At 70.7% G+C, this 15,838-nt stretch carries 10 protein-coding genes; 8 read left to right on the top strand and 2 right to left on the bottom strand.

The features are described from left to right. Position 1: 1 nt before the first annotated feature. Positions 2-2,440 carry a phosphoketolase family protein gene (locus NL142_RS02040; protein ID WP_435080768.1) on the bottom strand — a complete coding sequence of 813 codons (2,439 nt, stop codon included), beginning with the start codon at positions 2,438-2,440 and terminating at the stop codon, positions 2-4. A gap of 431 nt (positions 2,441-2,871) precedes the next feature. Between NL142_RS02040 and NL142_RS02035 the strand changes: the two genes are divergently transcribed. Continuing rightward, the gene (locus NL142_RS02035) at positions 2,872-5,679 is read left to right on the top strand and encodes a hypothetical protein (RefSeq protein WP_435080767.1); all 2,808 of its coding nucleotides are present in this window, start codon (positions 2,872-2,874) and stop codon (positions 5,677-5,679) included. A 55-nt stretch (positions 5,680-5,734) separates the two neighbouring features. Further along, positions 5,735-6,703, top strand: coding sequence for a hypothetical protein (locus NL142_RS02030; RefSeq protein WP_435080766.1), 969 nt, complete (start codon positions 5,735-5,737; stop codon positions 6,701-6,703). Between the two features lie 91 nt (positions 6,704-6,794). Here the strand turns inward: NL142_RS02030 and NL142_RS02025 are convergent, their stop codons facing one another. Then, complete coding sequence (locus NL142_RS02025; RefSeq protein ID WP_104293501.1) at positions 6,795-7,751, bottom strand: manganese catalase family protein; 957 nt, start codon at positions 7,749-7,751, stop codon at positions 6,795-6,797. Between the two features lie 259 nt (positions 7,752-8,010). On the opposite strand from NL142_RS02025, the gene NL142_RS02020 reads away from it, so the two are divergent. From NL142_RS02020 to NL142_RS01995, 6 genes are all read left to right on the top strand, one after another. Further along, positions 8,011-9,033 carry a LacI family DNA-binding transcriptional regulator gene (locus NL142_RS02020; RefSeq protein ID WP_435080765.1) on the top strand — a complete coding sequence of 341 codons (1,023 nt, stop codon included), beginning with the start codon at positions 8,011-8,013 and terminating at the stop codon, positions 9,031-9,033. A gap of 246 nt (positions 9,034-9,279) precedes the next feature. After that, on the top strand, positions 9,280-10,830 hold the full coding sequence (locus NL142_RS02015) for a sugar ABC transporter ATP-binding protein (protein ID WP_435080764.1): 1,551 nt from the start codon (positions 9,280-9,282) through the stop codon (positions 10,828-10,830). A 152-nt stretch (positions 10,831-10,982) separates the two neighbouring features. Beyond that, entirely contained in the window at positions 10,983-11,987 is a 1,005-nt protein-coding gene (locus NL142_RS02010) for an ABC transporter substrate-binding protein (RefSeq protein WP_435080763.1), read from the top strand. A gap of 95 nt (positions 11,988-12,082) precedes the next feature. Next, the gene (locus NL142_RS02005) at positions 12,083-13,693 is read left to right on the top strand and encodes a sugar ABC transporter ATP-binding protein (protein WP_435080762.1); all 1,611 of its coding nucleotides are present in this window, start codon (positions 12,083-12,085) and stop codon (positions 13,691-13,693) included. Further along, the gene (locus NL142_RS02000; RefSeq protein ID WP_435080761.1) at positions 13,690-14,775 is read left to right on the top strand and encodes an ABC transporter permease; all 1,086 of its coding nucleotides are present in this window, start codon (positions 13,690-13,692) and stop codon (positions 14,773-14,775) included. The genes NL142_RS02005 and NL142_RS02000 overlap by 4 nt, the downstream gene beginning before the upstream one ends. Next, positions 14,772-15,830 (top strand): ABC transporter permease, encoded by a 1,059-nt coding sequence (locus tag NL142_RS01995; RefSeq protein WP_194683593.1) that lies wholly within the window; start codon positions 14,772-14,774, stop codon positions 15,828-15,830. Before NL142_RS02000 ends, NL142_RS01995 begins: the two co-directional genes overlap by 4 nt. Positions 15,831-15,838: the final 8 nt, after the last annotated feature.

Raw genomic sequence — 15,838 nt, 5'->3', positions numbered from 1 at the left:
GCTACGCGTTGTCGTCGCCGGTGTCGATCGCCGTCTGCCGGTTCGGATCAGCGAACGGCAGCCCCTCCGCGCCCGAGACGTCGGCCATGTCCTCGCCGAACTGCCGAGTGTGCACGCGGTGCGCGATGCGCTCGTCGTCCATGCGCTGCGAGAGGCCCGCGTAGGTGGTCTCGAGGTGCGGCACGCGGCGGATCACGTCCATCACGAGCCGGAACCGGTCGAGGTCGTTGAGCATCAGCATGTCGAACGGCGTGGTCGTGCCGCCCTGCTCCACGAAGCCGCGCACGTGCATGTTCTCGTGGTTGTGCCGCTTGTACGTGAGGCGGTGGATGAGCGACGGGTAGCCGTGGAACGCGAAGACCACGGGCTTGTCACGCGTGAACAGCGCGTCGAAGGATCCGTCGTCGAGGCCGTGCGGGTGCTGCGTCGAGTCCTGCAGCCGCATCAGGTCGACCACGTTGACGAACCGCACGCGCAGCTGCGGGATCTCCCGCTTGAGGATCTGCACCGCCGCCATCGCCTCGACCGTCGGGATGTCGCCCGCGCACGCCACCACCACGTCGGGCTCGAGCCCCGGCACCTCGGTGCCCGCCCACTCCCACACCCCTACTCCGCGCGCGCCGTGCGCCCGCGCCTCCTCGAGCGACAGCAGGCTCGCGGTCGGCTGCTTGCCGGCGATCACGACGTTGATCAGGTCCGCGCCTCGGAGGCAGTGGTCCATCGTCACGAGCAGCGAGTTCGCGTCGAACGGCAGGTAGACGCGCACGATCTCGGCGCGCTTGTTCACGACGTGGTCGAGGAACCCGGGGTCCTGGTGCGAGAAGCCGTTGTGGTCCTGCCGCCACACGTGCGACGACAGCAGATAGGTGAACGACGCGACCGGACGCCGCCACTCCACCTTCGAGCTCGACTCGAGCCACTTCGCGTACTGGTTGAACATCGAGTCGACGACGTGGATGAACGCCTCATACGAGGTGAAGAGCCCGTGCCGCCCGGTGAGCAGGTACGCCTCGAGCAGTCCCTGCGTGATGTTCTCGTTGAGGATCTCGATGACCCGGCCCTCGTGCGCGAGGTGCTCGTCGACCGGCAGCACCTCGCCCTGCCAGGCCTTGGCCGTGACCTCGTACACGTCGTCGAGGCGGTTGCTGGCGGTCTCGTCGGGGCCGAAGATCCGGAAGTCGAGCGGGTTGCGGGCGATCACGTCGCGCAGCCAGCCGCCGAGCACGCGGGTCGGCTCGGCGATGACGCCGCGGCCGTCGCTGAGGTCGATCGCGTTCACCTCGAGCGGCGGGAGGCGGAGGTCGCGGCGCAGCAGGCCGCCGTTCGCGTGCGGGTTCGCGCTCATCCGCCGGTCGCCCTCGGGACGGTTCGGCTGGAGCGCGGGGGTCAGGCGCCCGTCGCGGTCGAACAGCTCGTGCGGGCGGTAGCTCTCGAGCCACTCCTGGAGCTGGCGGAGGTGGTCCGGGTCGTCGCGCACGCCGGAGAGCGGCACCTGGTGCGCGCGCCACGTGCCCTCGACCTGCTTGCCGTCGACCTCCTTCGGGCCTGTCCAGCCCTTGGGCGTGCGGAGGATCAGCATCGGCCACGCCGGGCGCTCCTCGCTGCCGCCCGTGCGGGCCGCGAGCTGGATCCGGCTGATGTCGTCGAGCGCCTCGCCCAGCGCCAGCGCGAACCGCTCGTGCACGGCCGCGTGGTCCTCGCCGTCGAAGCCACCCGAGACGATCCGCGGGGAGTAGCCGTAACCGGTGAAGAGCGCGAGCAGCTCCTCCTCCGGGATGCGCGCGAGCACGGTGGGGTTCGCGATCTTCCAGCCGTTGAGGTTGAGGATCGGCAGCACGGCGCCGTCGGTCTCCGGGTCGAGGAACTTGTCCAGGTGCCAGCTGGAGGCGAGCGTCGCGGTCTCCGCCTCGCCGTCGCCGATGACGCACGCGACCACGAGGTCGGGGTTGTCGAGCGCGGCGCCGAAGGCGTGCACGAGCGAGTAGCCGAGCTCGCCGCCCTCGTTGATGGATCCGGGCGTCTCCGGCGCCGCGTGCGAGGGCACGCCGCCGGGGAACGAGAACTGGCGGAAGAGGTGCCGCAGGCCGTCGCGGTCGGGCGTCGCCGCCGAGAACAGCTCCGAGTACGTGCCATCGAGGTAGGCGTTCGCGACCATGCCCGGGCCACCGTGCCCGGGGCCGGCGATGTAGATCATGTCGAGGTCGCGCTCGATGATCGCCCGGTTGAGATGCGCGTAGACGAAGTTCAGCAGCGGGGTCGTGCCCCAGTGCCCGAGCAGGCGCGGCTTGATGTCGTCGCGCGTGAGCGGTCGCTCGAGCAGCGGGTCGTCGAGCAGGTAGATCTGGCCGACGGAGAGGTAGTTGGCGGCCCGCCACCAGCCGTCGACGACGTCGAGGTAGAGGGGCGCTGCGGGGTCTCGGGGTGCGGTGTCGGAGGCCATGAGTCAGCCTACGGCGGCGGGTTCGCGGTGTCCCGGGTGGGCGGCATCCGATCAGTCAGCGCACAGGGGCGGCGCTTGCGTGGGTCTCCCGATCGCGCGATCCAGTCGCAGCCCACAGAGGAGCGGCTGCCGCTCCCTTAACCCCTTCGACCATTTCCACAAGCCCTGCATTCAATCGCGTGCGTGAATTCCCGCCCTCGGGGAACTCAGCCCGTTCGGGGGGTGGCGAGGCCATTCCGCCGCCCTTACGTTGAGCTTGCTTTGAAGACCGGGTCACCGATAGGTCCCCGAATGATCGCGTGGAGAGCATGAGGACCCCGCTCAGCGTCGGGAAAGCCGGCGCTGGCGACCCGATGCCATTTCCCGCTGAGCGGCGTCGATAGACGCCGAGGAATGAGTGCAGGACGATGGCGTCAAACGGTACGGGGATCATGAGCCAGATGTACGGCCAGTTGAACGACTTGCTCGGAGGCACCAACCCCGGTCAGTTCATGGTGATGAACGTGCCCGGCACCGTGCTGGACCCGGCGGAGTACACCTACGACACCACCGGCAACAAGCCGGCCGTGGTGGCAGCCAACGAGTCGCGCCTCGTCGACCAGCTGCGCGATGTGGAAACGATCGTCAGCGGGCCGAACGGCCAGCGCGTCTCGTCCCAGTACATGCGGGCGCTGAGCGTGCTGATACCCAAATTCGATCCCATGATGCCCGCGATCAAGAAGAGGATGCGCGAGTACCTCAACTCCCCCGCCCCGGCCGACGCGAAGCTCGGCACGGAAACCTTCTCCGGCAGTGTCCAGGCATACTACTTCGCCCTCTACGAGAGGTGGCTAGCCAAGAAGTCCGAATGGGAGACGCTGGTCATCGGGATGCGTGACCAGAAGGGCCCCGAGGAATTCTTGAAGTGGTACGAGGAGAACGCGGAAGTGGGACTGGCGCGCATTGATGCCGAGGAGGGCCGGCTGCTGTCGGTGTTCTCCCCCACCGACATGAACGCGATCCTCGGCGCCCTCGCCGCCGGACCGGGCGGGGACGTCCAGGCGGCGACGCAGACGGTCATGGACCTGCGGTTGCCCTCCCCCGACGGCGGCTTCATCTACCCCGTCGAGCTGACGCCGGACGATTGGTTCCTCGATCTCGCCAGCGATCTGAATCCGGTGGACCTCCTGAAGGACCCCGCCTTCATCGCGATCAACCTGTCCGCACGTCGAGACGCACTGAACGCGACCATCAGCCAGATGCAGAGCCTCTTGAGCGGCATGCCCACCAGCGCTGCTCTCGCGGCCGCGGTCACGCAGTTCTCGACCGCGCAGGCGGCCTATTCCTCCGCGCAGTCCTCGCTGCAGAACGCGTACACGGCGAACACGGTGACGGCGGCCACGATGGTGATGTCGGCGGAGACGGGCGGCGCCGACGAAGCGGCGCTCGACGACGCCGTCGCGTCGGTCAGCAAGGCGGCCGGGGTCGACTCCACGAGCGTCGCCGCCGGCACCGCGGCACTGGCCGACGGGAGCGCCTTCGGCCCCGACGACCTGGACAAGCTCGCCAAGGGCATGACCGCGGTGGATTCCGCGCAGGACCTCCTCCTCAGCAGCGCCAGCGCACTCGCGGGGGCGGGACTCACCCTCGCCTCCGATCAGGCCGCGACCTTCTCCGCCGCGCCCTCGCTCCTCGCTCGCGCGCAGCAGCAGCTCGCGGACATCCAGACGATGCAGGCGCAGCTGCAGACCCCGCGTCCTCCCGCCGCCGCACTCCCGCAGCAGACCACGCCGGATGCCGACACGATGACCGCGATGAACAAGGTGCCGGCACTCGGCGACGGCTACTACGGCACGCTGGACGACTGGATGTCGAAGATCAAGGCCGCTGACGACACCAAGACGCCGGGAAAGCTGGAACCCGTCCAGCTCGCCGCGTTCCGCGGGTTCACCGCGGCGGTCGCCGACGACATCCGCACCGCGGTGGACTCGTTCGATAGCGCGGTCGCCTCTGTGGTCCAGGGGGCCGACCAGAAGCGCAGGACGACCGATGCGACGGGCCAGGAGGTCCAGGCGCAGGCGAAGACGCTGTTCGCGACGCTGCAAACGGATACCCGGACAGCCCTGGCGACATTCGCGTCGTCATTCCAGGATGCTTCTGGCAATCTGCTCACTCAGCCGACCGATGCGAACGAGGCGTACGACCAGATCAAGGTGGCGGCGGACGTGGCCGTCGGCACGGCGAACCCCTGGGTCGACACAGCGGAGGCCTTCGCCGAGTCCCTGCACGCGAACGGCTACGTATTCGATGCGACCAAAGCCACGGCGGCAGCGGCCACGGCGGGCTCCACCCCTTCGGGCGTCGACGTGACGACGGGAATCAATAAGTTCTTCTCGGATGCGATGACGGCGAGCACGACATCGCAGACCTCGATCCAGCGCTCGGTCACCGCCGGCGTGGCCGTGGCCAAGTCGTACACCCTCGCGGCGGCCTCGGGGGCCGCATCCACCGCGAAGCCCGCCGGCACCTCCGACAGTTGGATGGACCTGCAGTTCAGCACCACGGTCGCCGACGCCACGGACCAGTCGGACGATTCCTCCTCGTCTTCCCAGACCTCGTGGAAGGTGGATCTGTTCTTCGGCAGCGCCAGCGGCAGCAGCAGCAACAGCAGCGCCAGCGCAGCCAAGAGTTCCTTCGCGGCGACGGACACGATCCAGATCGGCATGAAGGCCACGCGGGTGGAGATCGATCGGGAGTGGCTGGATCCGGGTGTGTTCAAGCTCAGCCAGGGAATGAGTCGCATCACCGCGACGAGGATCTCCAACGGACCAGCGGATATGACGAATAAGGACTCGAAAAAGGCGGCGAACGGCACGATCTTCCCGTCGTTCCCCGTCGGGCTCCTGATCGTCAAGGACGTGACGCTGACGTTCCAGTCCAGTGAGTCGAGCCTGCAGGCGCTGCAGACGGTGGCGGACAGCAGATCGGCGACGGGAGGGGGGTTCCTGTGCTTCAGCGCGTCGAGCTCGTCAGCGAGCCACAACGACTCCGCGTCGTTGACCACGCACTCCACCGAGTCCGCGATGACCATCACCATCCCCGGCCCCCAGGTCCTGGGCTGGTTCCACGAGTTCGTGCCGGTGGACAATGCCACGGCGATGGACGATGCGGCCCCGAACGACCCGGAGCTCAACATCATCGAGTTCGTCGCCCGCCTCCGCGAGGCACTGCCTGCCCCGGCCCCGGCTCCGGCGGCCTGACGGTGCCGCGCCATCGCTCGACGCGCGGCGCGCCCGGTCCCGGGGCGGCATCGGCATGACCCGCGACGTCAAGCTGTTCGCCCTGGAACTCGAGACGCACGACGCGGAGCCGATGCTCCAGCTGCTGACCGCGCGAGGCGACAGCCCCCTGGAGCTCACGGAGAGGCAGCTGCTGGAGCGGCAGATCATCCTCCAGGCGGAGAGGATCCGGACCGTCGTCGCCCCGAACACCCCGCGCGGCGTGCTGCCCGTAGTCGTCGGTCCCGAGTTCTTCTTCACCGGCCTCGGGAACCGGCCGTACAACTACGGGACGTTCTCCGCGTCGCTCCCTCACCTGGAGCAGGTCAGCCGGAGCTATCCGGACGTGCTCTGGTGCCCGGGCACCGTCTGGTGGAAGGAGAAGCTCGTCGACAAGCGCGGTCCCGAGTCCCGGGTCCACAACACCGCGCTGGTATTCCAGGGCGGCAGGCTCATCGGGAGCCACCAGAAGACGCGGGTGTCCGACCTCGATCCGCAGCACCCGACGCACCCCTTGCAGTGGGACGAGGACGAGACCATATTCGCCCGGATCGCCCAGGAGACCCAGTTCCCGTTCTTCGACGCCGAGATGCCCGGCGGGGGCGAGGCTGTCCGCATCGGTCTGGAGGTCGGCATGGACCATGTGCGCAGCTGGGACAGCGCAGAAGGTCGGCCGTCGCCGTTCGGGGACCTGCGCTCTCGCTACCTGGAGGCGTCGACACGGCGGGCAGGCGGTCGCGGCGTCGACCTGCACCTGCTCACGACTGCCGGGACGCCGATCCACGAGGCGGACGTCGTTGCCCGAGACGGCGGTGCCGTGTTCTCCTCCGACGGTGGGGTCGATGCGAACCCGAGGTCACGGTCGGGCTACGTCACACGGTCGGGCGTGGACCGCGCGACGTCGCTTCGGGAGTGGCGGCCGTCGATCCGGTACTCCACGCCGCGCTTCCACACGGAACCGGGACGGGTCCGAGTGGCCGAGCATCCGTCGATCGCCCTGGGCTGATGAGCACGACGGCCGCATGGCGCGGTCCTCGCCCTCGACGGCGCCGCCTCCAGCAGGAGACGGCGCCGTCGACACGACGCGGACGGCCGGATCAGGCCTTCGCGGTCGGCCCGTAGAACGCCTCGACCTCGGCGAGCTCGCGCTCGGCCGTCTCCTGGATGAGGGCGAGCAGGTCCTTGTCGAGGCCAGGGGCGAACTCCTCGAGCCGCTCGGGCGCGATGGTCGACGGGACGCCGACGGGCGCCTGCTCGGTCGCGGTGAGGTCGGTGCCGTCCTTCGAGGGCGACGTGCCCTGGAAGATCCGGCCGGCCTCGCTCTTGCCGTCGAGGTCGAAGCTGTACTGCTTGCTCTGGAGGCCGAGGTCGACGAGCTTCTTGACCTCGGGGAACTGCTCCGCGTTGGTCTTCGGGATCGGCAGGAGCTTGCCCCAGTCGACGCCGAGCGTCTCGAGCGCCTTCGCGTACGCGTTCTCGTGCGCCTGGTCGCGCACGATGAGGTACGCGACGGTCGCGCGGGCGACGGGGTTGTCGGTCATCTCGTAGATGCGGCACTTCTGCAGGCGGCCGGTCGACTCGAGCATGACGTTGTAGAGCAGGTCGAGCGGGAGGTTGCCCGAGTTGTAGACGTAGCTGCCGCTCCACGGGTTGCCCGCGGCGTCGACGGGCAGCGCGCCCTGGGCGCCCACGAGATGGTGGTGGATGTTGCCGTGGTCGAGCGCGATGCTCAGCGGCGTCGCGCCGCCCTTGCCCGGGGTGTCGAGCGGGTCGGTGAGCTTGCCGGTGTACTCGGGCGAGCCGTCGAGCAGGCGCGAGATGGTCGTGCCGATGAGCTCGACGTGGCTGATCTCCTCGGTGCCGACGCCCTGGATCAGGTCGCGGTACGGCTTGGCCGCGGCGCCGCGGAAGTTCATGGCCTGGAAGAGGTACTGCATCATCGTGCGCATCTCGCCGAACTGGCCGCCGAGACCCTCCTGCAGCGCGTTGGCGGCGGCGGGGTCGGGCTCGCCGTCGGCGATCTCGTTGATCCAGGTCTGTGCGTGGAAGTACATAGGGGCTCCTATTTCTCCGTGCGGCGAAACCCCCGCCTCTCCAACCTGCTCCGGGCGCCGAGCGGCGTGTGGCATGCGCAGGGGGCTTGCCAGGGCCGGGCCGATCGGTTACTGGCGCGCGGCTGTCCGGCCGTCCACCGCTCCCGGGCCCGCGCGGATCCGCCCCGGTAGGGTGTGCGCAGCTACAGGAGATCCGACCGGCCCGACCCGGCGGGCGCGACGTCCGTCGCCGCCTCGGAGGATGCCGGATGGAGTGCGGGTGAGCGTCAGGAGCGGCGGCGAGCGGCTCGGCCTCCGCGAGGTCGCAGAACGCGCGGGCGTCTCGCACATGACCGTCTCGCGCGTGCTCAACGGGCACCCGCAGGTGAAGGAGTCGACCCGGCAGCGCGTGCTCGAGGTCGTCGCCGAGCTCGACTTCCGGCCGAACAGCGCGGCCCGGCAGCTCGTCACGCAGCAGGCGCTGCGCATCGGCGTGCTCATCGAGAGCGCGGTCGAGTTCGGGCCGTCGAGCATCCTGCGGGCCATCGAGCGCTCCGCGCGCGACGGCGGCTACTCGGTCGCGTCGTTCGCGCTGCGCGACGAGGAGGATGCGACGCCCGAGGAGGCCGTGCGCCACCTCACCGGCCAGGGCATCGACGCGCTGTGCGTGGTCGCGCCGCGCTCCTCGTCGGTCGCCGTGCTGCGCACCATCACGACCGGGCTGCCGACGCTCGTGGTGAAGGCCGAGAAGGATCCGGCGTTCCTCACGGTCTCGGTCGACCAGTCCGCGGGCACGCGGCTCGTGGTCGACCACCTCGCGAGCCTCGGCCACCGCGACGTGCTGCACGTCTCCGGCCCGCTCGACTGGCTCGACGCACGTGCACGCGAGCGCGCCTTCCACGCGCGCACCCGGGCGTGGGGCATGCGCGAGCGGCCCATCGTCATCGGCGACTGGTCGAGCGACTTCGGCTACGACTTCGCGAAGGGGCTCAGCGCGGTACCCGAGTACACGGCCGTGTTCGTGGCGAACGACGAGATGGCGCTCGGCGTGATCCACGGGCTGCACGACCGCGGGATCCGCGTGCCGGAGGACCTCAGCGTCGTCGGCTTCGACGACCTGCCCGTCTCCCGCCACTTCCTCCCGCCGCTCACGACCGTGAAGCAGGACTTCCCGGCGCTCGGCACGCTCGTCGTGGACGTGCTCATCGCCGCGATCGAGGGGCGCGAGATCCCGCAGGCCAGCCGGATCCCGGCCGAGCTCGTGGTGCGCGACTCGAGCGCCGCCGCCCGCCGCGTCGACTGAATCCGGCACCCGGGGGATCCGCGCCCGCCACCCCTCGCCCGCGCCGCCGACCGGCGGCTACAGTCGAGCACACCGGGCCCGCCCGGCACGCGGCCGCCACCCGGCCCGGAACCCGAGGAGCACCAGGTGCGTCACGCACGGGGATCGACGACGATCCGCCCGACCGGCCCGACGGCCGCCGCCGCCGCTCAGGCGAGCGTGCCCGGGAGCGCTCGCCCCGCGCGTCCCAGCGCTCCCACCGTGCGGATGCAGGGCATCACCGTCGCCTTCCCGAACGGCGTCGCGCTCGACGGCGTCGACCTCGACCTGCACCCCGGCGAGGTGCACGCGCTCCTCGGCGAGAACGGCGCGGGGAAGTCCACGCTCATCAAGGCGCTGCTCGGCGTGCACCGGATCGAGGCGGGCGAGATCCTCGTCGACGGCGAGCCCGTGCGGCTCGGCGGGCCGGCGGATGCGCGCGCCCTCGGCATCCAGGCCGCGTTCCAGGAGTCGCACCTGGTCGAGAACCTGAGCGTCGGCGAGAACGTGATGCTCGGCCACGAGGTGCGCGGCCGCCTCGGCATCTCGTGGCGCGCCACCCACGCGCGCGCCGCCGCCATGCTCGCGGAGCTGGGCCTGGCCGACCTGGATCCCCGGGACCGCCTCGCCGACCTCTCCCCCGCCAGCCGCCAGCTCGTCTCCATCGCCCGCGCCATGGTCGACCGCCCCCGCGTGCTGGTGCTCGACGAGCCCACCTCCAGCCTCGACGCCGACGACGTGGCGCGCCTGTTCCAGGTGATCCGCCGCCTCCGCGACCAGGGCGTCGCGATCCTATTCGTCTCCCACTTCCTCGAGCAGGTGCTGGCCTTGAGCGACCGGATGACGATCCTCCGCGGCGGCGTGAAGGAGGGCGACCACCTGCCCCACGAGCTCGACCGGGCCGAGCTCGTCGCGCGCATGATCGGGCAGGACGTGGCGCACCTCAAGCGCATCGGCTCGGAGCGGCGGGCGCACCGGGTGGATCCGGTCGGACCGCCGCTCTACCGGGCAGCGGGCGTGGGCCGGCGCGGGATGCTGCGGCCGGTGGACCTCGAGCTGCACCCGGGCGAGGTCGTGGGCATCGCGGGGCTCCGCGGATCCGGCCGCACCGAGCTCGCGCGCCTGCTCGCGGGCGCCGACCGGGCCGACGGCGGCGTCGTGACGCTCGGCGGGCGTGACGTCGTGATCGACCGGCCGGCCGACGCGCTGCGGAACCGCGTCGCGCTCTCGGCGGAGGACCGCGGCGCCGAGGGACTCATCGGCGAGCTGAGCGTGCGGGAGAACATCGTGCTCGCGCTGCAGGCGCTGCGCGGCTGGGCGCATCCGCTCGCGAAGGCCGAGCGCGAGGACCTCGTCGAGCGGCACATCGAGCACTTCGGCATCACGCCGGCGGATCCCGCGACGCCCGCCGGCCAGCTCTCCGGCGGCAACCAGCAGAAGGTGCTGCTCGCGCGCTGGCTGGCGATCCGGCCGCGCGTGCTGATCCTCGACGAGCCGACCCGCGGCGTCGACATCCGCGCGAAGGTCGACATCCAGGCGCACATCGCGCAGCTCGCGCTCGAGGGCGTCGCCGTCGTCTTCATCTCCAGCGCGTTCGACGAGCTCGTGCGCGTGAGCGACCGGATCGTCGTGCTCAAGGACCGGGAGAAGATCGGCGAGCTGGCCAACGGGCCGGGCGTGACGGTCGACACGCTCGTCGAGCTGATCGCGGCGCCCGCCGACGAGGACGACGAGGACGACTTCCCGCTGCCTGAGCTGCCCGTCCCGCCCCGGCGCTGATCGCCTGTTCCCGGTAACAGACCCCTTGTGCCGCTCGGACTGTTACCGGTAACATCCCGAGCACGCGGCAGCACCCCGCGCCACCGCAGCACCACCGGTCACAGAGGACCGTGAGGGACATCGACGTCCCGACATCTCAAGGAGGAGATCCCATGTCCACGAAGAGGCGCATCGCCACCATCGCCGCAGCCGGGGCCATCGCCCTGAGCCTCGCGGCCTGCAACAGCAACTCCGGCACCGGATCCACGGCGGGCGGCGCCGCGGACAGCGGCGGCCAGACGGCCACCGTCGGCTTCGTCGCGGTCGGCCCCGAGGGCGCCTGGCGCCAGGCCAACGAGAAGGACATCCAGGACACCTTCACGAAGGAGGCCGGGTTCGACCTCAAGTACGCGCCCGCCACGAACAACGACCAGAAGTCGCAGATCGACGCGTTCACGTCGTTCGTCGACGAGGGCGTCGACGTGATCCTGCTCTCGGCCACCGAGGGATCCGGCTGGGAGGACTCGCTCGAGCGCGCCAAGGAGGCCGAGATCCCCGTGGTCCTCATCGACCGCGGCATCGAGCCCGACGACGACTCGCTCTACGCGACCCGCATCGCGCCCGACAACATCGCCGTGAGCTCATCGGTCGCCGAGTGGGCGAAGACCGCGCTGCCCGAGGGCGGCAAGTACTTCACCCTCGAGGGCCCGGCCGGCGTCTCGGTCGTCAACGAGCGCAACGAGGGATGGGACGAGGTCATCGGCGCAGAGAGCACCTTCACGAAGGTCGGCGCGCAGACCGCGAACTGGTCGACCGAGGAGGCCAAGAGCGTCTTCGAGACCGTGCTCAAGTCGAACGCGAACGACGTGCAGATGGTCTTCGCGCAGAACGACGAGATGGGCCTCGGCGCCGTCCAGGCCGTCGAGGAGGCGGGCCTCACGCCCGGCCAGGACGTGAAGATCGCGACCATCGACGGCACGAAGAACGCGCTGCAGGCGCTGGCCGACGGCAAGCTCAGCTTCGTCGCCGAGTACAACCCGCTGTTCGGCGGCACCGCGCTCGAGGCCGTGCAGAAGCTGCTCGACGGCGAGAGCGTCGAGTCGTCGATCGTCGTCCCGTCCGACGTGTTCGACTCCGCCGAGAAGGCCGCCACCGCGCTGCCCGACCGGAAGTTCTAGCCCGCCCGCACGGACACCTGCGGCGGGGCGGATCCATCCGCCCCGCCGCCCCATCCGACCGGCACCGACGCCGGCGGAGGAACGGAGCACGCGCCATGCAGGCACCCAGCCCCATCGTCGAGATGCGGGGCATCACCATCTCCTTCCCGGGCGTCAAGGCGCTCGACGGGGTGGACCTCCGGCTCTTCCCCGGCGAGGTCCACACGCTCATGGGCGAGAACGGCGCCGGCAAGTCGACGCTGATCAAGGCGCTCACGGGCGTCTACGGGATCGACTCCGGTCGCGTCGTCGTCGACGGCGCCGAGCGGCGCCTCTCCGGCACCGCCGACGCGCAGGCCGCCGGGATCTCCACGGTCTACCAGGAGGTCAACCTCTGCGGGAACCTCACCATCGGCGAGAACGTCATGCTCGGCCACGAGAGGCGCGGCCGCTTCGGCATCGACTGGAGGGGCACGCACGCCGCCGCCTCCGAGGTGCTGGCGCGCGTGGGGCTCGGCCACCTGGATCCGCGCACCCCGCTCTCCACCATCAGCCTCGCGCTGCAGCAGCTCGTGGCCATCAGCCGGGCGACCGTGCTCGACTCGAAGGTGCTGATCCTCGACGAGCCGACCTCCAGCCTCGACGCCGACGAGGTCGAGGGCCTCTTCCGCGTGATGCGCCGCCTCCGCGACGAGGGCGTCGCCATCCTCTTCGTCTCGCACTTCCTCGACCAGGTCTTCGCGATCAGCGACCGGCTCACGGTGCTACGCAACGGCAGGCTCGTGGGCGAGCACCTCACCCGCGACATCGACCGGGCCGGGCTCATCGCCGAGATGATCGGCAAGGACCTGCAGACCCTGCGCTCCCTCGACCGCGAGCGCGCGTCGCGGCAGGTGGCCGCGGGCGAGCCCGTGTACCGGGCCACCGGGATCGGCCGGAAGGGCTCGCTCGACGCGACCGACGTCGAGCTCCGCCGCGGCGAGGTCGTGGGCCTCGCCGGGCTCCTCGGCTCGGGCCGCACCGAGCTCGCGCGCCTCCTCTACGGCGTCGACCGGCCGGACACCGGATCCGTGACCATGGACGGCCGGCCCGTCGCCATCTCCTCCCCCGCCAAGGCGCTGAAGCACCGCATCGCGTTCTCGAGCGAGAACCGGCGCGACGAGGGGATCATCCGCGACCTCAGCGTGCGCGAGAACCTCGTGCTCGCCGTGCAGGCGAAGCGCGGTTGGGCACGTCCCCTGCCGCGCAAGGAGAAGGACCGGATCGTCGCGAAGTACCTCACCGAGCTCAACGTGCGGCCCGCGGATCCCGACCGGCCCATCCGGAACCTGTCCGGCGGCAACCAGCAGAAGGTGCTGCTCGGCAGGTGGCTCGCGACCGAGCCCGAGCTGCTGATCCTCGACGAGCCGACCCGCGGGATCGACGTGGGCGCGAAGGCCGAGATCCAGGAGCAGGTCGCGGCCCTCGCCGACACCGGCGTCGCCGTCGTCTTCATCTCCTCGGAGCTCGAGGAGGTGGTGCGGCTCAGCGACCGGATCGTCGTGCTCAAGGACCACCGCAAGATCGCCGAGCTGGAGGCGGGACCCGACGTGACGGCCCAGTCGATCGTCGCCGCCATCGCGGAGGAGGGCGTCTCCGACATCGCGCTCGAGACCGTGCCCGACGGCGCATCCGGCATCGCGACCGGCACCGCGCCCCGCACCGCGCCCGAGGAGGCAGCCCGATGAGCGAGACGACCACCACCGCCAAGCGGAGCGCGCGCGGCCTCGCCGACGTGCTGCACCGGCCCTGGTTCTGGGGCACGGTCGCGATCGTCCTGCTGCTCGCCATCAATGTGGCGAAGGATCCCGGCTACCTCGCGCTGTCGGTGAACCCGGACACGGGGAACCTCGTCGGCAACCTCGTCGACATCCTCCGTGCCGCAGCGCCCGTGCTCATGATCGCCGTCGGCATGTGCCTCGTGGTCGCCACCGGCGGCATCGACCTCAGCGTCGGCTCGATCATGGTGGTCGCCGGCGCCGTCTCCATGGAGTTCCTGAAGGCGGCGGGATCCGACTCGCTCGGCGTCGCGCTCGGCGCGATGGGCCTCGCGCTCCTCATCGCCGGGATCCTCGGCGCGGTCAACGGCATGCTCGTCTCCGTCGTGGGGTTGCAGCCGTTCATCAGCACGCTCGTGATCATGCTCGCCGGCCGCGGCCTCGCGAAGGTCATCACGGCCGGGCAGAACACGGCCGCCTCCAACGAGCCGTTCCGCTGGGTCGCGAACGGCTACCTCGTGGGGCTGCCGGTGGTGTTCCTGCTGGCCGTGCTGATCACGATCGGCGTCGCGGTGCTCGTGCGGCGCAGCGCGCTCGGGCTCATGATCGAGGCGATCGGCATGGATCCGCAGGCCGCGCGCCTCGCGGGCCTCGATCGCCGCGCGCTCCTGTTCACCGCGTACATCGCGAGCGGCCTGCTCGCGGGCGTCGCCGGGATCTTCGCGACCGCGAGCGTCATGACGGTCGACGTCTCCCGCACCGGCTACCAGCTGGAGCTCGACGCGATCCTCGCGGTCGTCATCGGCGGCACCTCGCTCGCGGGCGGCAAGTTCCACCTGCTCGGGGCCGCCGTGGGCGCGCTCCTCATCGCGACCCTCGACAAGACGGTCGTGTTCCTCGGCATCTCCTCCTCGGCGACGCCCGCCTTCAAGGCCATCGTGATCGTCGCGATCGTGCTCCTGCAGTCCCGGCGCGTCCGCGCGCTGTTCACGAGGCGCCGCCCGCCGGCGCCCGCCCCCGTGCCGACCGAGAAGGAGGCCGTGCCCGCATGAGCGCCACGACGATCCAGCCGCCCCTGACCCCGACGCCCGCGCCAGCACCCGGCACCGCGCCCCGGCCGCCCCGCCGCCGCATGCGCCTCCGCCTCGACTCGCTGCCGACGGTCGCCGCCCTGGTGATCCTGCTCGCGATGCTGGCCTACGGCGAGATCGCGTACGGCCGCATCCTGCAGGCCGCGACGCTGTCGAACCTGCTGATCAACAACGCGCACGTCATCGTGCTCGCGGTGGGGCTCACGTTCGTGATCCTCACGGGCGGCATCGACCTGTCCGTCGGCGCGATCGTCGCCGTCAGCAGCGTCGCGGGCGTGCTGCTCGCGAACGCCGGCTGGAACCCGTGGGCGGTGATGGTGCTGATGATCCTCATCGGCACGGCCTCCGGCGTCGTCTCGGGCGTGCTGATCCAGTTCTTCGACGTGCAGCCGTTCATCGCGACGCTCGCGATGATGTTCCTCGGCCGCGGGCTCGCCTCCATCCTCAGCACCGTGCCCGAGCGCCTCGACGACGAGTCGCCCCTGCGCTCGCTCGCCACGAACATGAAGGTCGTCGACGGCCCGAAGGTGAACGACGTCGTCACGACACCCGGCGTGCTCATCGCGCTCGTCGTGGTGGCCGTGGCGTTCTTCGTGCTGCACCGCACGCGCCTCGGCCGCACCGTGTACGCGACCGGCGGATCCGAGCAGTCGGCCGCGCTCATGGGTCTGCCCGTGCGACGCACCAAGCTCGCCGTCTACGTGATCAGCGGCACGCTCGCCGGCCTCGCCTCCGTGATCTACACGGCCCGGCTCGGCAGCGCGCAGAACATCACCGGCATCGGCTGGGAGCTCGACGCGATCGCCGCGACCGTGATCGGCGGCACCCTCCTCACGGGCGGCGTCGGCTTCGTGCTCGGCTCGGTCGTCGGCGCGCTCGTGCTGGGCCTGATGAACGTGCTCATCACGCGCGACGGCGGCATCCCGCCCGAGGCGACCACGATCATCACGGGCGGGATCCTGCTGGTCTTCGTGCTGCTGCAGCGCGCGGTGATGGCGAGGCGGCGGCGGACGTAGCCGCCCCG

The organism is Clavibacter quasicaliforniensis (assembly GCF_051201715.1).
Taxonomy (GTDB): domain Bacteria; phylum Actinomycetota; class Actinomycetes; order Actinomycetales; family Microbacteriaceae; genus Clavibacter; species Clavibacter seminis.
This window is presented reverse-complemented; position numbering and strand designations above follow the sequence as displayed.